The following is a 22,060-nucleotide window of genomic DNA, read 5'->3' as shown; positions in this document are numbered from 1 at the left end:
GGAAAAATAGTCATGGCATCTAATCCCAAGACTTCCCACACCGTGACAATGACCGACAATGCCACTGGCAAGTCGTTCGATATGCCGGTGATTGAGGGCAGTGTAGGCCCGTCTGTGATTGACATCCGCAAGCTGTATGCTGAAACCGGATATTTCACCTATGATCCGGGCTTCACTTCGACCGGCTCTTGCCAGTCGGAACTGACCTATATTGATGGCGACGTTGGTATTCTGCGTCACCGCGGTTATGCAATTGATGAACTTGCAGAAAATGCCGACTTCCTCGAAGTCTGCCATCTGCTGCTTTATGGTGAGCTGCCGAATGCCACCGACAAAGCCAAGTTCGAGAATGATATTACCATGCACACCATGGTCCACGAACAGATGCGCAATTTCTATAACGGTTTCCGCCGTGATGCGCATCCGATGGCGATCATGTGTGGCGTTGTTGGCGCATTGTCCGCGTTCTATCATGACAGCACCGACATCAACGATCCGAAGCAGCGGATGATTTCGGCCTATCGCCTGATTGCGAAAATGCCGACCATTGCGGCGATGGCGTATAAATATTCCATCGGTCAGCCGTTCCGTTATCCGAACAACAAGCTCGGTTATGCAGAAAACTTCCTGCAGATGATGTTTGGCAACCCGTGTGAAGACTATGAAGTCAATCCGGTTCTGGCCAAGGCAATGGATCGCATCCTGATCCTGCATGCCGACCACGAACAGAATGCGTCGACCTCGACCGTTCGTCTGGCCGGTTCTTCGGGTGCCAACCCGTTTGCATGTATTGCTGCTGGTATCGCATCCCTTTGGGGTCCGGCACATGGCGGCGCAAACGAAGCCGTTCTGGTCATGCTCAACGAAATCGGCGATGTGAAAAACATCCCGGAATACGTTGCAAAAGCAAAAGACAAGAACGACCCGTTCCGCCTGATGGGCTTTGGTCACCGCGTTTACAAAAACTACGATCCGCGCGCCAAAGTCATGCAGGAAACCTGCCACGAAGTTCTCAAAGAACTCAACATCAGCGACCCGCTGCTTGACGTTGCCCAGGAACTGGAACGTATCGCACGTGAAGACGAGTACTTCATCGAGAAGAAACTCTATCCGAACGTCGACTTCTATTCGGGCATCATCTTCAAGGCGATGGGCATCCCGGTCAGCATGTTCACCGTGCTGTTCGCTGTTGCACGTACCGTTGGCTGGATTTCCCAGTGGAAAGAGATGATCGAAGATCCGTCTCAGAAAATCGGTCGTCCGCGTCAGCTGTTTACCGGTGTTGCAGAACGTCCGTTCGTTCCGGTCGACAAGCGCTAAGCCGCGTCGACATCTACAGATCAAAGAAAAGGCCCGGAATTGTCCGGGCCTTTTTGTATTTGTGAGACAGCTTTAACCTGCCCCACGATATTTTCCGGGCTTACCAGCTGCCGGTGTTTTCCATGCTGGCCCACGGTTCAGCCGGAGCGAGGCTTTCGCCTTTTTGTAGGAACTCGATTGAAATGCCGTCCGGGGAACGAACAAACGCCATGCGGCCATCACGCGGCGGACGGTTGATGATAACACCCGCATCCATCAGTTTCTGGCAAAGCGCATAGATGTCGTCGACTTCATAGGCCAAGTGACCGAAGTTGCGACCGCCCGAATAGCTTTCCGGGTCCCAGTTATAGGTCAGTTCAAGTTCCGGGGCCTTGACGGATTTGGCACTTTCTACATCCGCCGGCGGTGCAAGATAGATCAGGGTGAAACGGCCCTGCTCGCTCTCGATCCGGCGAGTCTCTTTCATGCCAAGAAGGTCGCAATAGAATTTCATCGACTCATCGACATTCTCGACACGTACCATCGTATGCAGGTAGCGCATAACACTGTCTCCGTTTTCAATTAATCAATGCGAAGAAACTAATTGCAATGCGGACTTGATGCCACCCGTAACAGACTATTTTTTGGCGATGATTTTCAAAATCTGCTCGGCAGCCTTTTCGCTGGGCGGTTTGTCACCAAATCCCAGCAAGGTGCAGGCTTTATCAAAGCCGTCGATCTGTGCTGCCCGTTCAGGGCTATCAGCCATCAGGGTATCAAGAACCGGAATGATCTTTTTGGCCTTGCATTTGTCCTGCAGGAACTCGGGGATCAGTTTTTTGCCAAGGACCAAATTAACAATGGTGACGGTATCGATCTTGATCAGGCGTTTGGCAATCCAGCCGGTCACTGCATTGACCTGATAGGCAATGACATGCGGCACACCGGCAATTGCGAGCTCCAGCGAGACGGTACCAGAGGCCGCCAGCGCACAGTCGGCCGCCGAAAACGCGTCATGGCGTTCCTGATCGGTTGCGACAATAATTGGATCGAGTGGCCAGGATTTCATTTCTTCGGTGATGGTATCCACCACCTTGCTGACCGTTGGCACGACGATGCGGGCATCGGGGTATTTCGTGGCAACATCATCAATGACCTTGCGAAATACCGGAAGGAGGCGTTTGACTTCGGAATTACGGCTTCCGGGCAGAACGGCCAGAAGCTTCTGGTCCGGCGTCAGACCATGTTGAGTGCGGAACCGCTCACCATCCCCGTCATGGCGTTCTTCGACCGCTGAGTGGCCGATAAAGGTGGTTGGCAGGCCTTCTTTCTCGAAAGAGGGCGGTTCAAACGGCAAAAGAGCCAGAAGATGATCGAGGAAACCGGCGATTTTCTTTGCCCGGCCTGCGCGCCATGCCCAGACCGAGGGGGCGACATAGTGCACCAACGGGATGCCCTTGCCTTTCAGCTTCTTGCCGACCCGAAAGCTGAAATCCGGGGCATCGATGGTAATCACGACATCGGGTTTCTCAGATTTGGCGAAGTCCGCGGTTTGGGAAATGCGTTTGAGCAGATGTGGAATATGCGGCACGACCTCTGTCAGGCCCATGACCGACATTTCATTCATCGGAAACAGGCTTTTGAGGCCTTCACGCTCCATGCGCGGACCGCCAACACCGATAAAGCGGATATGATCCTGTTTGGCCTTAAGGGCCGCCATCAGGCGTCCACCCAGTTGATCCCCGGATGCCTCGCCAGCCACAAGCATGATTTTCGGGCCAAGCGGCGCGGTTTCATCCGCCATTTTGGCGTTCCTCGTCTGGCAGGGCCAGACCGACGACAAACAGGCCCAGCGCATCAGCGCGCGCAATCACAGCAGCGCGATCAATGATCATGGTCCCACCGGCAAGCAATGCGATGCCACGCAGGCCAGCCTTATGGGCCTCTTCGATGGTTTTCATGCCGATGGCCGGCAGATCAAGGCGTTTGTCCTGTTGCGGCTTGGCGGACTTTACCAGCACCCCGCCAACACCATCACGGCAGTATTTGGCCGAGCGACGGATCATTTCATCGGTGCCTTCAATCGCCTCAAGAGCCAATACCAGCCCCTGTTGCACGACACATCCCTGCCCGACATCGGCTTGCCCCAGTGTTCGGGCGACTGACAGGCCATGGCGAGCATCGGTCATCGCCTGTTCATCGGGATTGACAGCTCCAAGAACGCCTTCCTCGACCGCGAGATCGCCAAGAATTTCATGGGCGCCCAAAAGTCGGAAGCCTTCGCGTTCGAGTTCCTTGCCAACAAGGCGGAGCAATCCGTCATCACCAAGTGCCTTTGTACCGACTTTCATCAGGAGTTTGGCTGCCCGCCAATCCGGGCGGATCGAAGAAAAGCTTGGGCGTGCGACCTTACCTGCCAGAACCACGTCCTGGCAGTTTTCCTTGCGCATGGCATCAAGGATTTTCGATGCTGCACCAAGGCGGGCCGTTACATTCGGGTATTGATCAAGGTCGGTATCATCGGCATAGCCATCAAGCTTGACGATGCAGACATCGCGGCCCATTGAAACAGCCGCAGACGCCAGACGGGCGGGAAGCGCCCCGCCCCCGGCGATAATTCCCAATTTCGGCTGCGGATTATCCTGCGGAGCTGTCATATTTTGGCGTGCATACGGAACGCATGCTTTCCGCTTTGAGGAAATTGATGATTTCCATCACCGGCCCGACGCCCTCAAAATCCTTGGCGACTTCTTCGACACGTTCGGCCAGGGTGCCTTCCTGTGCAAACAGAAGACGATAGGCCTTGCGCAGCGAATGGATGGTTTCACGGTCAAAACCGCGGCGTTTCAGGCCAATGATATTCAGGCCTGAAAGATACGCACGGTTGCCGATGACAGAACCATACGGAATGACGTCGCTTTCAACCCCGGTCATGCCGCCGATCATGGCGTGTTTGCCGATACGGACGAACTGGTGAACCGCCGAAAGGCCCCCGACAATTGCGAAGTCTTCGACCACCACGTGGCCCGCAAGCGTTCCGTTATTGACCAGAATGCAGTGGTTGCCGACATGGCAATCGTGGCCGACATGAGCCCCGGTCATCAGAAGGCAATCATCACCGATGGTGGTTTCCATGCCGCCACCTTCGGTGCCCGGATTAAGGGTTGCACCCTCGCGGATTTTGGTGCGTTTGCCAACGATCAGGCGGCTGTGTTCGCCCTTGAATTTCAGGTCCTGCGGGGCATGACCAACAGAGGCAAAGGGATAAACTTCGCACTGATCGCCAAGGGTGGTGTGACCTGCGACGGCCACGTGGCTGTACAGTTTGACACCATCACCCAAGACAACATTCGGACCGACCACGCTATAGGGTCCGATTTCGACATCCTGACCAATCTGCGCGCCATCTTCGACAACGGCGGTTGGATGTACTTTTGACATTATCAGTTATCCCGGATCATCGCGGCGATGGTTGCCTCGGCAACGACTTGGCCGTCGACCTTGACCTGGCTTTCGAACTTCCAGACCGGGCCGCGGCTTTGTTTTTTGGTCACGTGAATGTGCATGACGTCACCCGGGGTTACCGGCTTGCGGAAACGGGCGTTATCGATGCTCATGAAATAAACCAGCTTGCCTTCGGCATCCGCGCCAAGGGTCTGAACGACCAGGATGGCTGCGGTCTGTGCCATGCTTTCGATGATCAGGACGCCCGGCATGATCGGCTGCTGCGGGAAATGGCCGGTAAATTGCGGCTCGTTCATCGTCACGTTCTTGATGCCGGTGGCACGGACATCGGTTTCGATGTCGATGACCTTGTCAATCAGAAGGAACGGATAGCGATGCGGAATCATTTCCAGAATGCGCTGGATATCGACACTTACCAGTTCGGTCATGTGTGTAGCCCTTATTTCTTTTTTCGTATCAGACGCGACAAGGCGACCGTCTGTTTATGATATTCCATGACCGGAACGGCGGGACTTCCGCCCACAGTTTCCCCCGGCCCCACATTTTTCATGACACCCGACTGGGCTGCGACTTTCGCGCCATCGCCGATTTCGAGGTGTCCTGTAATGCCTGCCTGACCGGCAAGCACGACAAAATTGCCAATCTTGGTCGAGCCGGAGATCCCGACTTGCGAGACAACAACACAGCCCATGCCAAGTTCAACGTTATGGCCGATTTGCACCAGATTGTCGATACGGCAGCCATTGCCGATAACTGTATCCGGCCCTGCCCCGCGATCAATCGTGCTGTTTGACCCGACTTCGACGTCATTGCCAATGACAACCCGGCCCAATTGCGGAACCTTGGCGTGCCCTTGCGGGCCCATGGCAAAGCCAAAGCCGTCCTGCCCGATGCGGGCACCAGGGTAAATCAGGCACAGATTGCCGATCAGGCTGTGGCTGATGGAGGCATTCGCACCCACCTTGCAACCCGCACCGATGACAACCCCGTCACTAATGACAGCATTGGATGCGATAATGGTGCCATCGCCAATTTCGCAATTGGCACCGATGACCGCACCGGCATCTACCTGCACACCCTTGCCAAGCTTGGCAGACGGATCAATGACGGCGCGGTCGGAAATGATGCCGTTGCCGGTTTCGAAGGGATAGAACGCGGTTGCAGCCTTGGCGTAGGCGCGATACGGGTCCTTGGTTACGAACAACACCATACCTTCGGGTGCGCGCTCGACAAATTCGGGGCGCACAAAGCAGGCACCGGCCTTGCTGTTAACAAACGCATCAAGGTATTTGCGATTGTCAAAGAAGCTCAGAATTTCGCCATCTGCGTTTTGCAGTGGCGAGACGTCCTGAAAGACCCGTGTTTCGTCGGGCGCATTGACCGGCGTTGTTTCCGTCAGTGCGGCGATTTCAGCAACACTGAAGGGTCCCTTGCGGCTAAAGAAACGGGCATCCGCCATCAGGAGCCTTCCTTGAATTCAACCGTGATGGTTGGAACCTCGGCATTTGCGCGATCAAAAACTTCCTTGGTCGCATCCATGGTGGTTGCAAACAGAACGGCTTGACCACGATGCAGGACAAGGTTCGCACCGCGTTCCTCAGCAATGCTTCCGATGATTTCATTCAAGGCTTGCGAGAATTTGGACTGGGCTTCAGCCAGGGCTTGATCGAGAACACGGCTGCGGGCCTGGGCAAATTTCTGGAAATCAGCAACTTTTTGCTGAAACTGCTTTTGCTTTTCCTGAAAAACGTCAGCAGCCAGCAGCGTGCGTTGCTGAGCAAGTTGTTTTTCTTCTTCACGCAGTCCCTGTTCGCGGGTTTCGATTTCCTTTTGATAGGCAACCTGTCGATCGCGGATTTGTTTGCGGGCATCCTGCATCGCAGATGCTTCACGCATGATGCCGGCAAAATCGACAATCATGACGGACGCAAAGTTATCCGGGTTCGGTTCTTGCGCCTGCGCAACATTGGCATGCGCAGTGAAACCGATAAGAGCGGAGAGAACCAGAAAATTACGAAGCGATTTGATCATTTTCATTTAGAATCTCGTTCCGAAGTTCAATCGGAACATTTCCTCTTTGTCGTGATCTTCTTTTGTGACGGCCTGAGAGATGTCCACACCAATCGGGCCAAACGGTGATTCCCAACCTACACCGACACCAACAGAGCTTCTTAGAGAGCCTGTATCATATACTTCGCCGGGACGGGCGCCGTCGACGTCCTGCCCAGAGCCGAAATCACTAAACACGCGACCGGTCAAAGCAAACTCGGACGGAAGCCCGAGCGGGAAGTCCAGCTGAACGGTTCCAGTGTAGTACAGTTTGGAACCCAAAGCATCCCCGGTCGCGATGTCACGCGGGCCGACACCGGCAGCTTCGAAACCACGCAGGTTTGACCCACCGACAGAAAAGCGTTGAGAAATACGGGTATCATCGTCGAAGCCGAAAATATACCCTGTGGAGGCACGGGTTGAGAGCACCCACTCATGCTCGCGATCAAGCGGATAGTAATACCCACCCTCAACACGCGACCGCAAATATTGTTCATCACCACCAAGACCGGCCAAATCATTTGACAGACGAGCAAAATAACCCTCTGTCGGCGAAATCGAGCTGTCACGTTCATCATAGGTCAGAGTATGACCAACGGCGGACTCAACAAACTCGGTCTCTTCAGCCAACAGAAGTCGTGAAGCGCTGCTACGATTAATGTTGGAATAGCTGTTTTGCTCCAGAGTATAACGGAAGGAATGCGAAAGTTCCTCGCTGTAGCGGAAGCCAGCACGCAGACGTCCACCTGTCTGCTCTTCGTCATACGAGCTTTCGTCCTGATTATCTTCCTCACGGCGGTAGACATCAAACCCAGCAGCGATTTCGCGATCAAGGAAATACGGCTCGGTGAAGGACAGGTCAATCTGCTGGTCGGTTGAACCAAGCGTGAAGTTCAGGCGCAAATCCTGGCCTTTGCCAAGCAGGTTGCGTTCCCGAATGCCGAGCTGACCAAACGCACCATTATCCGTCCCGTAACCCGCACCAATGGAAAACTCACCGGTCGATTTTTCTTCGACATCGACCTCGATCACGGTCTGATCCGGCGACGCACCCGGCAAGGTTTTTACGTCAACCGATTTGAAGAAGTTGAGGTTTTCGATGCGCTGCTTGGAACGCTGCATCTTGGAACTGCTGAAAGCATCGCCTTCGACCAAGCGGAATTCGCGACGGATCACCTCATCCAACGTCCGGACGTTGCCGACAACGTTGATGCGCTCGACATAGACCTTCGGTCCTTCGGAGATGTTGAAGGTGATGTCAATGGTACCGGTTTCGCGGTTGCGCTGCACATTCGGGCGAATATCAATGAAGGCATAGCCTTGATCCCCGACACTGTCGGTCAAAGCATCAACCGCATCGTCCACGAGGTTGGCGTTATACCATTCACCGCTTTCAATCTCGATCAGCGGCATCAGGGTTTCCGGATCGATCTTGTCGATCTGTGAGACGACATTGATCTCGCCAAACTGATAGCGTTGCCCCTCGCTCACCGTGTAGGTGACAAAGAAGTCCGAGCGATCAGGTGTCAATTCTGCAACCGACGACAAAACCTGAAAATCGGCATAGCCGGCAGAAAGGTAGAAGCGGCGCAGAAGTTCACGGTCAAAAGTCACGCGGTCGGGATCGTAGTTATCGTCGGCCGTCAGGATCTTCCACCACGCACTTTCGGTGGTGCGGATCACGTCAGACAGTTCGCCGTCGTCAAAGGCCTTGTTGCCAACAAAGTTGATTTTGCGGATACCCGTGGCATCCCCCTCATCAATCTCGAACGCCAGATCGACACGGTTCTGGTCAAGCTGGATGACCTTGGGCTCAACCGTTGCGGCGAAACGTCCGCTACGACGATAGAGCTCGAGGATACGCTGAACGTCGGCCTGCACCTTGGTGCGGGTGTAAACAACGCGCGGGCGCAACTGCAATTCAGCACTCAGGGTATCATCATCAAGACGCTGGTTTCCTTCAAACGCAATGCGGTTGATGATCGGGTTTTCAACGACGTTTACCCGCAAAATTCCCTGATTAAAGGAGAAGGACACGTCGGCAAACAGGCCGGTTGAGAAAAGCGCCTTGAGCGAACTGTTGATTTTCTGGATGTCGTAGGAATCGCCAGGTGCAACGGTGAGGTAGGCATTCACCGTCGCAGTTTCGATACGATTATTGCCTTCGACTTCAATGTCGCGAATCAGACCCGATTGGGCATGCACAGCCACAGGAACAATCAATGGCGCCGTTCCGCCAAGCAAGGCCGTAATGACAACGGCCGCTTTTACCTTACGCAGCAAGTTAACCCCCCTGTTGCTGTCATGCATTATCCAGCAAGTCCTTTGAGGAAACTAAAGACACCCAATTGCGTCAAATCGTTCCACGTTGCGAAAATTATTAAGCTGAATACCAAACCCGCGCCGATACGGAAACCATATTCTTGTGCTTTTGCCCCCAATGGCTTACCGCGAATTGCCTCAATCGCGTAGAACACAAGATGACCACCATCCAGGACCGGAACAGGCATCAGGTTGATCAACCCAAGGCTGATGGAAAGATAGCCCATAAAGAACAGGAGCGGTGCGATGCCCCCTTCGGCCACCTGCCCTGACATTTGCGCGATCCGGATCGGCCCGCCCAGTTCAGAGCTATCACGATCTCCACTGATCATTTCACCGAGTGCCGAGAAGGTCTGCGTCGTCAATGAATAGGTGGTCTCGAACGCGCGACCGACCGATTCCACAACCCCGCTGCGGCTCGTCTCAAAGTCACCAGCGGTGATGCCAAGTCGTCCGACGGTCGCGGTCATACCACCCTCTTCGACTTCGACAGCTTCGGGCGTTACGGCAAGATCAACGATTTCGCTGTCGCGTTGGACCGTCACGGAAATCGGTTGCCCGGGATTTGCACGCACAATGTCAGAAAGCTCAGAAAACCATTCAACCGACTGACCGTTGATCGCCGTGATGCGGTCATCAGCCATCAGGCCAGCAACAGATGCCGGGCTGTTTTCAAGAACTTCGCCCACAACCGGCAAGGCACGCTGTTGTCCGACAGCGGCAAACAGGAAGGTAAAGACGATAATGGCGAAGATGAAGTTGGCCAAAGGTCCGGCAAAAACGATGGCCGCGCGCGCGGCAACACCTTTGCGATGGAAGGCGTGTTTTGCTTCTTCGGCGTCAAGGTCATCGCGACCACCGGCACTGGCAGGGTTCATATCGCCAAACATTTTGACGTACCCACCAAGCGGGATCAGGCTGACTTTCCAGCGCGTGCCTTTTTTATCCTGCCAACCGAAAAGTTCGGGGCCAAATCCGATTGAAAAGGCTTCGACCTTCACGCCGTTTTTGATTGCCACCCAGTAGTGACCATATTCGTGAACGAACACGAGTACCGAGAGCACAAAAAGAAAAGCAAGCAAGGTTTCCATCAAGAATTCCCTAAGCCGGCGAAGCCGGCAGTTTCAATCTAAGAAGCCGACACAAGGCACGCCGAAGTTTCCCGGCGCACCATTGCGTCTGTTTCAAATACCTGTTCAAGGCTGGTCAGCGGTTCGCTTCCAAGCCTTGTCATGACCTTTTCGACAGTCGCGGCGATATCAAGGAAGCCGATTCTGTCATTCAGGAACGCTTCGACGGCGACTTCGTTGGCAGCGTTCAGAACAGTAGGCAGCGTGCCACCTTCCTGCAAGGCCTGTCGTGCCAGACGAAGAGCCGGGAAACGATTTGTATCCGGCGCCTCGAAGTTCAAACGCCCGATCGTGGCAAAATCAAGACGCGGTGCGTCCACTTTGATCCGATCCGGCCATGAAAGCGCATAAGCAATTGGCGTCCGCATATCCGGAGACCCCAGCTGTGCGAGCACAGAACCATCAGGATATTCCACCATGCTGTGAACAACTGACTGCGGATGCACAACAATTTCAATCTGTTCCTCGGCCACCGGGAACAGGTGCCAAGCCTCTATCAGCTCAAGGCCTTTGTTCATCATGGTCGCAGAATCGATAGAAATCTTTGCGCCCATTTCCCAGTTCGGGTGTGCCAGGGCCTGCACCCGGGTGACAGATTGCATGTCCTTTAGCGACCATTCCCGGAACGGACCGCCCGACGCGGTTAAAAGGATACGGTCGATGCGCGTTTCTTCGCGATCCTCGAGAACCTGGAAAATCGCGCTATGTTCAGAATCAACCGGGATCAGGGTCGCACCATGCCTGGAAATTTCCGCCGTCATCAAGGCGCCGGCACAGACCAGCGTTTCCTTATTGGCAAGTCCGATGCGCGCACCGCGACGAATGGCCGCCAGCGTCGGTTTCAGGCCAGCTGCCCCAACAATTGCGGCAATGACGATATCAGAGGGACGTTCGGCAGCCTCGATCAGCGCGTCTTCGCCGGCCGCGATTTCAATGCCCTTCCCCGCCAGAGCATCGCGAAGGTCCGCAAAACAGGAAGGATCGCCGATCACGGCGCATTTGGCACCAAGTTCGATAGCGGCCTTGGCCAATGCATCGACATTGCGATGCGCCGTTACAGCTTCGACAACATATTTGTCAGTGTGGGACTTTAAAACATCAACGGTGCTGGCCCCGATGGAACCGGTAACACCAAAGACACTGACGGATTTCTTCAAAGTCATCAAACACCTGTAAAGACAGCAGCCCGAGGATTGGCCGCCTTAACGCAGAGAAAGCCCTGCGAAACAGATAATAGCAAAGGCCACAGGAAACACCGACAACATCCCGTCAGCACGATCAAGCAATCCGCCATGGCCCGGGATCAAGTGACTACTGTCCTTGACCTTGAAACGACGTTTGAGCGCGGATTCACCAAGATCGCCGATTTGGGCAATGATCGCCAAAACCATACTGACAGCGACAATCGCCCAATTGATCGCATCGGAACTGAAATAGGTGACCAATCCGCCGATCAAACCGGCACAGACCATTCCACCAATCAACCCCGCCCACGTTTTCTTCGGGCTGAAGCGTGGTGCGAGTTTTGGTCCGCCGATGGTCTTGCCAAATGCATAACCGCCTGTGTCGGTCGCCCAGACAAGGAAGAACAGCCACATAATGATCAGAAGACCGTCGCCATCCTGAGTGCGCAGCCAAAGCGCTGACAGTGCAGCAACCGAGATGTACAAAACGCCAAACCCGGCAAGCAACCAGTTTGTGCCCGAACGGGCCGCAGCAATAATCACCCCGATGGCAATCGGCATGACGATATATTCTTCCTGGCCAGCAACATACATTATCATCGCAACCGCAAGCGCAACGGCGGTAACAACCGATATGCCGTTATGGTGGTTCGGGGCGCACATGCGCGACCATTCCCACATCATCCCCGCTGAAAACACAAACAGTAATATGTCAAAATAGGGAGATCCGAACCAGACCGCCGCAACAGCCACAGGCGCCATAACCATCGCGGAAAGAACGCGTGGTATCAGGCCGGAATTGGTATCTTTTTGATCTTGTGTCTCAGATGACGGCACCAAAACGCCGCTCCCGCCCGGCAAAATTATCGATAGCTTTTTCAAGGTGGCTGCGATCAAAGTCCGGCCAAAGCACATCTTCAAAGACGAATTCAGTATAGGCCGACTGCCAGAGCAAGAAGTTACTGATCCGCTGTTCGCCGCTGGTTCGGATCAGAAGATCCGGGTCCGGAATACCGGCTGTCGACAAGTTTTGTTCGATCAGGTCTTCGGTAATCTCGTCGGCGGACAGTTCGCCTGCGGCAACCTTGGCGGCAATATCGCGTACAGCCTGCGTGATTTCCGCACGCGCGCCATAGCTCAGTGCGATGGTCAGGTTCAGGCGCGTATTGTCGCGTGTTTGTTCTTCGGCCTTGGCCAGAAGTTCACGGATATCATCAGCAAACCGCGAACGATCACCGATGATGCGAATTTTGATACCATTTTTGTGCAAAGTGGATAATTCGCGCTTCACGAACAGGCGCAGCAGCCCCATCAGATCGCTGACTTCGCTTTCCGGACGCTTCCAGTTCTCGGTCGAGAAGCCATAAAGCGTCAGATACTCGATCCCAAGTTCGCCTGCGGCTTCGATGGTGCGACGGACGGCGTCAACACCGGCACGATGCCCCATCGTCCGCGGTCGGCCACGTCCGCGTGCCCAGCGCCCGTTGCCATCCATGATGATGGCAACATGACGCGGTACACAGGGCGCATCTGAAGGTTGAGTTTGCGAAGAAAGCACAGCCATAATCAGACTTGCATGATTTCCTGTTCTTTGTGGGCGAGTGCTTCGTCGATCTCGCCGATGACCTTGTCGGTCAGCTTCTGGACTTCTTTTTCTTCGTCGTGCATCTCGTCCTTGGAGATGTCACCGTCCTTTTCCCATTTTTTCAGCTGATCCATGCCATCGCGACGGACGTTACGAACCGAAATCTTGGCCTGCTCGGCATATTTGCCGGCAACCTTGGAAAGTTCGGTACGACGTTCTTCGTTAAGTGCCGGGATCGGAACGCGAACAAGCGTGCCATCAGCAGCCGGGTTTAGGCCAAGGCCCGAATCACGGATGGCTTTTTCGACGGCCTTGACCATCGACTTGTCCCAAACCTGAACCGAAAGCATACGGGATTCTGGAACACTGACCGATGCCACCTGATTAAGCGGGGTCGGAACGCCATAGGCTTCAACCATGACCGGTTCCAGAAGGCTCACACTGGCGCGCCCGGTACGCAGACCGGTGAACTCCTTGTGCAATACTTCCACAGCCCCTTCCATACGGCGGGACAGGTCCTTTTTTAGGCCAGCAACGTCAGACACGTTCAGTCTCCATTCGAAATAATCGTAAACGTCCCCTTCGCAGAAACAACGTCTGCGAAGGCACCCGGATTATGCAAAGAAAATACAATAACCGGAATATCATTTTCGCGTGCCAAAGAAATAGCCGATGCGTCCATAACACGCAAATCTTTGGACAGAACTTCCATATAGGTCAGAGAGTCATAGCGTTCTGCCGTCGGGTCGGTTTTAGGATCCGCAGTGTAGACACCGTCAACCTGGGTGCCCTTGAGCAACGCATCACAGCCCATTTCAACCGCGCGCAAGGCAGCAGCAGTATCGGTGGTGAAGAACGGGTTACCGGTGCCCGCAGCAAAGATCACGACACGGCCCTTTTCCATGTGACGGACCGCGCGGCGGCGCACATAAGGCTCACAGACAGAAGACATCGGGATGGCGGATTGTACGCGGGTCTGAACGCCATGACGTTCCAGCGCGTTCTGAACAGCAAGGGCGTTCATGATGGTGGCCAGCATGCCCATATAGTCGGCGGTTGCGCGTTCCATGCCCTGCGAGGCACCTTTGACACCGCGGAAGATGTTCCCGCCGCCGATCACCATGCAGACTTCAGCACCCATGTCATGAACGGCTTTGATTTCGCTGGCAATCCGGTCAACAGTTTCTGGATCGATACCGTATTGCTGTTTACCCAAAAGCCCCTCGCCCGAGAGCTTCAAAAGGACGCGACGAAACTTCAATGGGCCGTTTTCTGCCATGTCGGATTGCCTCTTAAATGCCGATGTAACGCATTGCCCAAACGCGGGAAATGCAGAATTCAGATATAAAAAGACCGGCGAGTAACAGGGCGGATATGCGCTGCCGACCTCGCCGGTCTGGATCATACACGAAATGGTGGCAAACGCACCATTCCGAACAGATGTTTTATTTGTTCAGCTGCTCAGCAACTTCGGCAGCAAAGTCTTTTTCTTCGCGTTCGATGCCTTCACCGAGTTCGAAGCGAACAAAGCCCTTAAGGGTGATCGGCTTGCCAGCTTCTTTGGCAGCGTTCTCAATCACGGTTTTGACTTTGTTTTCACCGTCAATCACGAAGGTCTGCTCAACCAGAACAACCTGCTCGTAATATTTACGGATACGACCTTCGATCATCTTTTCGATGATTTCTGCCGGACGGCCGGATTCTTTGGCCTGTTCGGTCAGAACAGCTTTTTCACGCTCTACCAGTTCCGGATCAAGATCATCGACGGTTGCCGATGCCGGGTTGGTTGCAGCAATGTGCATCGCGATCTGTTTGCCAAGGCCTTCGAGAACGCCAGCGTCTGCTTCGGATTCAAGCGCAACCAGAACACCGATCTTACCCAGATCAGTGGCAACAGCGGAGTGAACGTAGGAAGCAACAACACCTTTGTCGACAGCCAGACCAGCCGAGCGACGCAGCGACATGTTTTCGCCGATGGTGGCGATCATGTGGGTGACCTGCTCTTCGACGTTACGCGAGGTACCCGGGTAAGCAGCAGCTTTGAGGGCATCGATATCGCCGTTAGCAGCAACCGCCTGATTTGCGATTTCGCCAACAAATTTCTGGAAGTCTTCGTTACGCGAAACGAAGTCGGTCTCGGAGTTCAGCTCGACAACTGCACCTTTGGTGCCGTCAACTGCAACAGCAACCAGACCTTCGGCAGCAACACGGCCAGCTTTCTTGGCAGCAGCAGCAAGACCTTTGGTGCGCAGCCAGTCAACAGCTGCTTCAAGGTTACCATCGGTTTCGGACAGCGCTTTTTTGCAATCCATCATGCCAGCGCCGGTGGTTTCGCGAAGCTCTTTAACGAGAGCAGCGGTAATAGCCATTTTTAAAGCCCCTAAGTACGCGATCAGGTTAACACCTAACAAAACGGCGGCATGCTAGCCGCCGTTTCATCAGGTACAAAATGAAACTTATGCGGAAGCTTCTTCTGCAGCTTCGGAAGCAGCAGCTGCCTCGGCCGGAACTTCTTCCGCTTCGCCAAGGTCTGCGCCAGAAGCAGTCATTTCTTCCTGGATGCCGTCCAGAACGGAACCAACGAACAGATCGCAATACAGCTGGATTGCGCGGATCGCATCGTCGTTGCCCGGAACCGGGAACTGAACGTTTGCCGGATCAGAGTTGGAGTCGAGGATCGCAACAACCGGGATGTTCAGGTTTTTGGCATCCTGAATAGCAAGCGATTCTTTGTTGGTGTCGACCACGACGATAATGTCAGGAAGACCACCCATGTCCTTAATACCGCCAAGAGCGCGCTCAAGCTTGTCGCGCGAACGGGTCAGGTTCAGGATTTCTTTTTTGGTCAGACCTTCTGCACCAGCGTTCAGGATTTCGTCCTGTTCTTTGAGGCGCTTGATCGAGTTGGAAACGGTGTTCCAGTTGGTCAGCATGCCGCCGAGCCAGCGATGGTTCACATAGTACTGGCCGCAACGCTTTGCAGCGTCTGCGATGATCGGGGAAGCCTGACGCTTGGTACCGACGAAGAGAACACGACCACCCGAAGCGGTTACGTCACGAACAGCCTGCATCGCGCGATGCAGCATCGGAACGGTTTCCTGCAGGTTCAGGATGTGGATGTCGTTGCGGGCACCAAAGATGTACGGTTTCATCTTCGGGTTCCAACGGCGGGTGTGGTGACCAAAGTGGACACCAGCTTCCATGAGCTGGCGCATGGTAAAGGTTGGCAAAGCCATGATAATTCCTACCTTTTTCCGGTTAATACCTCCGCGGAAGGGAATTCCATACACCATGTATGAAACACCGGATGGACGAGTTGCCATATGACGGCAGTCGCCGCTCTTCCGCGTGCGATGTTCGGGCGGGTTTTAATCCCCTCAGCGAGAGATTGCAACCCCTAAAATGCGCACAAATGTGCGGTTCTCAACAGTTCCGACGGACGATACGCGCCAACCAGATGAAATCATCAGATTTCTTCGGCAAATTCCACACCTGGAATCGCGCCAATTGCACCGATCAACGACGGCCCGACCTTGTAGTTTTCTTCAAGCTCGATCTCGGCCATGCGACCGTCATCACAGACCGTTGACAGGCTGACAAGACCACGACCCCGGCCCGCCTGTTCAAGCAACTGGCGGATTTCCGCGACGGGATCAGGACGGTTCAGACGAATTCGAATGCCTTCGGCTGCACCGGCGACTGCCTGTTCAAGGTCTTCGACGCGCTGGCCCTGAATGCGCAGTTGGCCTTCGCGCATTTCAGCAGAAACGTTTAGCAATACCGGGCGTCCGGCATTGATGATTTCCTTATAAGCCGCCCATGCCTCTGCCCAGAAAGCCACTTCGAAACTGCCGGTCGGGTCCGAGAACATGACAAAGGCGAATTTCGAGCCGTTCTTTTTCGAGATCATTTCACGTGCGTTGATCAGGGTTCCGGCCAGACGGATGGTACCCTTGTTTGATGCACGCATGCGGGCCGGCAATTCCTTGATCGGGGCGATGCCGATGCGCTGGATGCTTTTGCCAAATGTATCAAGCGGATGGGCTGACAAATAGAACCCAATGGCCGAGAACTCCTCGGTCAGTTTTTCCATCGGGACCCAGTCGCGTTCATCAGGCAGACGGATCTGATCCTTGCCAAAGCCACTGCTGTCACCAAACATCGAAATCTGATCGTCGTTGCGCGCATGCATTTCACGCTGTGCAACGGCAATGACCTTATCGACATTTTCAAACATGACCTTGCGGTTGGACGCAAGGCAATCCAGCGCCCCGGCCCGTACAAGGTTTTCAAGCAGGCGTTTATTGACCGCGCGGCTGTCGATGCGCGAGGCGAAATCGGTGATGTCCTTGAACGGTCCGTTGGCTTCGCGTTCGGCCACCAGGCTTTCCATCGCGGCATCGCCGACATTTCGAACCGCGGCCAGCGCATAACGGATCTTACGCACGCCATCGTGGTTTTCAACCGAAAACGCGACTTGGGAATTGTTGACACAAGGCGGCAGGATTTCGATTTCAAGCCGTTCGACTTCCTGTTTGAAAATCGCCAGCTTTTCGGTGTTGTGCATATCAAGCGTCATCAACGCGGCCATAAATTCGACCGGGTAGTTCGCCTTAAGATATGCCGTCTGATAAGCCACCAGCGCATAGGCCGCCGCGTGGGATTTGTTAAAGCCGTAGGATGCGAATTTGGCGACCTGATCAAAGATGTCAGACGCCTGCCCGCGATCAACGCCGTTCTTTTCCGCGCCATCGACAAACAGGCTGCGCTGTTTTTCCATTTCCTCGGCGATTTTCTTACCCATTGCACGGCGCAACAGGTCAGCACCACCAAGCGAATAGCCCGCCATGATCTGGGCAAGTTCCATGACTTGCTCCTGATAGATCATGATGCCATAGGTTTCTTCGAGGATCGGCTGCAACATCGGGTGCATGTAATCAGGTTCCTCCTGACCGTGCTTACGCGCGATGTAATGCGGAATGTTGTCCATCGGACCCGGACGATACAGCGCCACGACAGCGATAATATCTTCGAGCGTATCGGGTTTCAGCCCGCGCAAGACATCCTGCATGCCTTGGGATTCAAGCTGGAACACACCGACGGTTTCGGCTGCTGACAGAAGCTTGAAGGCCGGGCGATCATCAAGGGGAATTGCACTGATATCAAAGTCTTGCGGGACGTCTTTGCGAAGGCGCATCAAATTGACGGCCTCGATAATCACCGTCAGGGTCTTAAGACCCAGGAAGTCAAACTTCACCAGACCGGCATTTTCAACATACTTCATGTTGAACTGGGTGACCGGCATATCCGAACGCGGATCGCGATAGATCGGGACCAGTTCATCAAGGTCACGGTCACCGATCACGACGCCTGCGGCGTGGGTCGATGAGTTACGATAAAGGCCTTCGATCTGCATGGCGATCGACAGCAAGCGATCAATATCCGGGTCTTCGCGCGCGATGCGGCGAAGGTCCGGTTCCATATCAATGGCTTCTTTCAGCGGGATCGGCTTGGCCGGATCGCCCGGGATCATTTTACAGATCTTGTCGACATAGCCATACGGGATCGACAGAACGCGCCCGACGTCACGCACAGCGGCCTTTGCCTGCAACTTACCAAAGGTAATGATCTGTGCGACGCGGTCGTGACCGTACTTTTTCTGAACGTATTCGATCACCTCGCCGCGCCGGTCCTGACAGAAGTCGACGTCAAAGTCAGGCATCGACACACGTTCCGGGTTCAGGAAGCGTTCGAACAGAAGCGAAAACCGCAGCGGATCAAGGTCGGTAATCAAAAGCGCATAAGCCACGAGCGAGCCCGCACCCGACCCACGGCCCGGCCCGACCGGGATTTCATGATCCTTGGCCCACTGGATGAAGTCGGCAACGATCAGGAAGTAACCCGGGAAGCCCATCTGATTGATGATGCCAAGCTCGTAATCAAGGCGTTCCCAATAAGGCTTGGCGATTTCTTCTTTTTCCGCATCCGACATTTCATCGGTGAAGACGTATTTTTCGAGACGGCCTTTAAGGCCTTCTTCGGACATGTGGCGGAGTTCATCGACCTCTGTTCGGCCTTCGCCGCAATCAAATGGCGGCAAGATCGGATCGATCTTTTCCACATGCCATGAGCAACGCTTGGCGATCAAAATCGTATTGTCGCAGGCCTCCGGTATATCGGCGAACAGGTCGCGCATTTCGGTTGCCGACTTGAAACGATGATCCGGGGTCAGTTTCCAGCGATCTTCCTGACCAACAACCGCCCCCTGCCCGACGCAAATAAACACGTCATGGGCTTCGTACATATCGACCGTCGGGAAATAGCAGTTATTGGTCGCGACCAGCGGCACATCATGATCATAGGCCAGCTTGATCAGGCCGGGTTCGACCTGTTCTTCAAGCGGTTCGCCATGGCGCTGCAATTCGATGTAAAGGCGGTTGCCAAAGATGTCCTTGAGCTCGGATAAACAGCTTTCGGCCTTTTCGAGCTGTTCTTCACCCAGCAACCGCGCAAGCGGCCCGGTCGGGCCACCGGTCAGGCAGATGATGTGGTCGGCATATTTGCGGATGTGTTCGTAAAGGGCCTTTGGCTCGCTGCCAGCTTCGGACGTCATGTGTGCGCGCGAAACGATTTTCAGCAGGTTGAAATAGCCTTCCTTGTTCTGAGCAATCAGAACAAGGCGGTCTGGCATCGGTTCGCGGGCGATTTTGCCAACAGCGGGTTTGTCCCCATAACGTTCCACGCCCATCTGCACGCCAAGGATCGGCTGAATGCCCGCACCGCTGAGCGCACCGGCAAAATCAAGTGCGCCGAACATGTTGTCGGTATCGGTCATCGCAACGGCGGGTTGGCCGTCAGCAGCACAGAGTTTGGCAAGCTCCTTGGTCGTGATCGCACCTTCGGCCAGCGAATAGTTGGTGTGTACACGAAGATGGACGAAACCATTTTCCATCGGAGCCAGACCTCTGAAATATAAGAAAAATGCAGGAGTGCCGCGCCCATCACAGGCGCGGCAAAACCAGCTTAAAGAATTTTGATCGCTTAGGGAAGATCAGCCGGATCGAGTTCGATCAAATGACCGTCGCGCAGCGTTACCACCCGATCCATCTGGCGTGCAAGTTCCGGGTTGTGGGTCGCAATCAGCGACGCCAGACCGGTTTCACGCACCAGTGTCATCAACATGCCAAACACCGTTTCGGCGGTTTGCGGATCAAGGTTACCGGTGGGTTCATCGGCAAACAGCACATCAGGCACATTGGCCAGCGCACGGGCAATCGCAACACGCTGTTGCTCACCGCCTGACAGACGCGCGGGGCGATGATCAGCACGTTTTTCAAGGCCAAGACAGCGTAGCAATTCCAGCCCGCGTTCTTCGGCTTCGGCCCGTTTAAGGCCTTTGATCATTTGCGGCATGACGACATTTTCAAGGGCCGAAAATTCCGGCAGCAGATGATGGTACTGATAGACAAAGCCGATGTGGCTGCGGCGCATTTCAGTGCGTGCCAGATCAGACAAATCCGTGCTGCGCTTGCCACCGATGGACACCAGCCCGCCATCGGGCTTTTCCAAAAGACCGGCAATCTGAAGCAGGGTTGATTTACCCGCACCCGACGGCCCGACAAGGGCAACGATTTCGCCCTGATGGATTTCGAGATCAACCGATTTCAGAATTTCAAGCTGATCAGGGCCCTGATTGAAAATACGATCAATCTTTTCAAGGCGCAGTACAACTTTGCGCGCGCGTTGTTCGGCGGTTGTTTTCAACAGATCACTCATAACGCAGGGCCTCTACCGGGTCGAGGCGCGATGCCCGCCATGCCGGATAGACCGTGGCAAGGAAGGACAATGTCAGCGACATGATGCAAACCATAACGACCTCGCCGACATCCATGTCTGCTGGCAGCTGCGACAGGAAGTAAATCTCGGCATTGAAAAGGTCGGTCCCGGTCAGGCTTTGGATAAACTGACGTATATTTTCGATGTTCAGGCAGAACAGAACCCCAATGACCAAGCCCGAAATCGTGCCCAGCACACCAATTGAGGCCCCAGCCAGGAAGAACACCTTCATGATCGATTGGCGGGTCGCGCCCATGGTGCGCAGGATGGCGATATCACGCCCCTTGTCCTTAACCAGCATGACCATGCCCGAAATGATGTTAAAGGCGGCCACAAGGATGATCAGGGTCAGGATCAGGAACATCACATTGCGTTCGACCTGAAGCGCGTTAAAGAACCCGGCATTGGATTGTTGCCAATTGACCAGGCGCAAGGATTGCCCGGACAAGCTTGTCAGCAATTCCTCCATCGTGTCATCAAGTGCGCCGATATCTTCAAGCATCACTTCAAAATGGGTGATTTTTTCCGGAAGTCGGAAATAGACCTGGGCGGCCTCAAGCGGCATGAAGATAAAGCCGCTGTCATATTCATACATGCCAATATCGAACAAACCCGCCACGGTATAGCCCCGCACACGCGGCACGGAACCAAATGCGGTGACATTACCCTTGGGCGAAATCAGGTTGACCGTATCGCCAACGCCGACGCCAAGCTTCATGGCCAATCGCGCGCCCATGATCACGGTGTCTTCGCCCTTGAAGTCATCCAAGGATCCGAAAACGATATTATCGGCGATGGTTTTGCGTTTTTTGACATCTTCGGGGCGCATGCCGCGCACAATGGCACCGGACGCGCGGCCATTTTTCGATGCCATCACCTGCCCTTCGACCACGGGTACGGTCAGAACCACATTGCCGTTTTTGGCAATTTCGTCTTCGATCTTAGTGTAGTCGCCAAGGCCGCCATTGCCCTGTGCATAGACCGAGATATGGCCGTTCAGCCCGAGAATTCGGCCAAGCAGTTCCGCCCGGAAACCATTCATCACCGACATGACGATGATGAGTGTCGCAACACCCAACATGATGCCGAGCAACGAGAAGATGGCGATGACGGAAACAAAGCCTTCCTGCCGACGTGGACGCAGGTAGCGAAAGGCCACCATACGTTCGAACGGACTGAACATGGGCAAT

Annotated in this window: 20 protein-coding genes; 1 reads left to right on the top strand and 19 read right to left on the bottom strand. The window is 54.5% G+C overall.

Going from position 1 to position 22,060, the window contains the following annotated elements:
• Positions 1–12 precede the first annotated feature (12 nt).
• Positions 13–1,320 carry a citrate synthase gene (locus AUQ41_RS16845; RefSeq protein WP_040823987.1) on the top strand — a complete coding sequence of 436 codons (1,308 nt, stop codon included), beginning with the start codon at positions 13–15 and terminating at the stop codon, positions 1,318–1,320.
• Between the two features lie 100 nt (positions 1,321–1,420).
• On the opposite strand, the gene AUQ41_RS16840 is transcribed toward AUQ41_RS16845, so the two are convergent.
• The 19 genes from AUQ41_RS16840 to AUQ41_RS16750 all read right to left on the bottom strand — a co-directional run bounded on the left by AUQ41_RS16840 (position 1,421) and on the right by AUQ41_RS16750 (position 22,053).
• Positions 1,421–1,861, bottom strand: a complete 441-nt coding sequence (locus tag AUQ41_RS16840) for a VOC family protein (protein WP_063089401.1) — start codon at positions 1,859–1,861, stop codon at positions 1,421–1,423.
• 75 nt (positions 1,862–1,936) lie between these two features.
• Complete coding sequence (gene lpxB / locus AUQ41_RS16835) at positions 1,937–3,103, bottom strand: lipid-A-disaccharide synthase (RefSeq protein ID WP_063089400.1); 1,167 nt, start codon at positions 3,101–3,103, stop codon at positions 1,937–1,939.
• Positions 3,093–3,956 (bottom strand): LpxI family protein, encoded by an 864-nt coding sequence (locus tag AUQ41_RS16830; RefSeq protein ID WP_063089399.1) that lies wholly within the window; start codon positions 3,954–3,956, stop codon positions 3,093–3,095. Before AUQ41_RS16830 ends, lpxB begins: the two co-directional genes overlap by 11 nt.
• Positions 3,937–4,740, bottom strand: a complete 804-nt coding sequence (gene lpxA / locus AUQ41_RS16825; RefSeq protein ID WP_063089398.1) for an acyl-ACP--UDP-N-acetylglucosamine O-acyltransferase — start codon at positions 4,738–4,740, stop codon at positions 3,937–3,939. Before lpxA ends, AUQ41_RS16830 begins: the two co-directional genes overlap by 20 nt.
• Before the next feature lie 2 nt (positions 4,741–4,742).
• A complete protein-coding gene (gene fabZ, locus AUQ41_RS16820; RefSeq protein ID WP_008891195.1) occupies positions 4,743–5,192 on the bottom strand; it encodes a 3-hydroxyacyl-ACP dehydratase FabZ in 450 nt (149 codons plus the stop codon).
• Between the two features lie 11 nt (positions 5,193–5,203).
• Positions 5,204–6,223 carry a UDP-3-O-(3-hydroxymyristoyl)glucosamine N-acyltransferase gene (gene lpxD, locus AUQ41_RS16815; RefSeq protein ID WP_063089397.1) on the bottom strand — a complete coding sequence of 340 codons (1,020 nt, stop codon included), beginning with the start codon at positions 6,221–6,223 and terminating at the stop codon, positions 5,204–5,206.
• Positions 6,223–6,801, bottom strand: a complete 579-nt coding sequence (locus AUQ41_RS16810; protein WP_063089396.1) for an OmpH family outer membrane protein — start codon at positions 6,799–6,801, stop codon at positions 6,223–6,225. Before AUQ41_RS16810 ends, lpxD begins: the two co-directional genes overlap by 1 nt.
• Positions 6,802–9,123: an outer membrane protein assembly factor BamA gene (gene bamA, locus AUQ41_RS16805; RefSeq protein ID WP_063089395.1), complete on the bottom strand. Its 2,322-nt coding sequence runs from the start codon at positions 9,121–9,123 to the stop codon at positions 6,802–6,804.
• Positions 9,123–10,226, bottom strand: coding sequence for an RIP metalloprotease RseP (gene rseP, locus AUQ41_RS16800; RefSeq protein ID WP_063089394.1), 1,104 nt, complete (start codon positions 10,224–10,226; stop codon positions 9,123–9,125). Before rseP ends, bamA begins: the two co-directional genes overlap by 1 nt.
• Positions 10,227–10,264: 38 nt before the next feature.
• Positions 10,265–11,428: a 1-deoxy-D-xylulose-5-phosphate reductoisomerase gene (locus tag AUQ41_RS16795; RefSeq protein ID WP_063089393.1), complete on the bottom strand. Its 1,164-nt coding sequence runs from the start codon at positions 11,426–11,428 to the stop codon at positions 10,265–10,267.
• A 39-nt stretch (positions 11,429–11,467) separates the two neighbouring features.
• Positions 11,468–12,211 carry a phosphatidate cytidylyltransferase gene (locus tag AUQ41_RS16790; RefSeq protein WP_232308474.1) on the bottom strand — a complete coding sequence of 248 codons (744 nt, stop codon included), beginning with the start codon at positions 12,209–12,211 and terminating at the stop codon, positions 11,468–11,470.
• A gap of 61 nt (positions 12,212–12,272) precedes the next feature.
• A complete protein-coding gene (locus AUQ41_RS16785; RefSeq protein ID WP_063089391.1) occupies positions 12,273–13,013 on the bottom strand; it encodes an isoprenyl transferase in 741 nt (246 codons plus the stop codon).
• Positions 13,014–13,015: 2 nt separating this feature from the next.
• Positions 13,016–13,537 carry a ribosome recycling factor gene (frr, locus tag AUQ41_RS16780; RefSeq protein ID WP_215907637.1) on the bottom strand — a complete coding sequence of 174 codons (522 nt, stop codon included), beginning with the start codon at positions 13,535–13,537 and terminating at the stop codon, positions 13,016–13,018.
• A 44-nt stretch (positions 13,538–13,581) separates the two neighbouring features.
• Entirely contained in the window at positions 13,582–14,313 is a 732-nt protein-coding gene (pyrH, locus tag AUQ41_RS16775) for a UMP kinase (protein WP_040824079.1), read from the bottom strand.
• Positions 14,314–14,479: 166 nt separating this feature from the next.
• A complete protein-coding gene (gene tsf / locus AUQ41_RS16770; protein WP_008891205.1) occupies positions 14,480–15,403 on the bottom strand; it encodes a translation elongation factor Ts in 924 nt (307 codons plus the stop codon).
• 87 nt (positions 15,404–15,490) lie between these two features.
• A complete protein-coding gene (gene rpsB, locus AUQ41_RS16765) occupies positions 15,491–16,270 on the bottom strand; it encodes a 30S ribosomal protein S2 (RefSeq protein ID WP_008891206.1) in 780 nt (259 codons plus the stop codon).
• Between the two features lie 230 nt (positions 16,271–16,500).
• Positions 16,501–19,986, bottom strand: a complete 3,486-nt coding sequence (gene dnaE, locus AUQ41_RS16760) for a DNA polymerase III subunit alpha (RefSeq protein WP_063089390.1) — start codon at positions 19,984–19,986, stop codon at positions 16,501–16,503.
• An 89-nt stretch (positions 19,987–20,075) separates the two neighbouring features.
• The gene (locus tag AUQ41_RS16755) at positions 20,076–20,810 is read right to left on the bottom strand and encodes an ABC transporter ATP-binding protein (protein WP_008891210.1); all 735 of its coding nucleotides are present in this window, start codon (positions 20,808–20,810) and stop codon (positions 20,076–20,078) included.
• Positions 20,803–22,053 carry a lipoprotein-releasing ABC transporter permease subunit gene (locus AUQ41_RS16750; protein WP_063089389.1) on the bottom strand — a complete coding sequence of 417 codons (1,251 nt, stop codon included), beginning with the start codon at positions 22,051–22,053 and terminating at the stop codon, positions 20,803–20,805. Before AUQ41_RS16750 ends, AUQ41_RS16755 begins: the two co-directional genes overlap by 8 nt.
• Between the last annotated feature and the right edge of the window lie 7 nt (positions 22,054–22,060).

It is taken from the genome of Thalassospira sp. MCCC 1A02898, assembly GCF_001618185.1.
In the GTDB taxonomy this organism is placed as follows: domain Bacteria; phylum Pseudomonadota; class Alphaproteobacteria; order Rhodospirillales; family Thalassospiraceae; genus Thalassospira; species Thalassospira tepidiphila.
Note: the sequence above shows the minus strand (reverse complement) of the source record. Positions and strands in the feature narration are given on the sequence as shown.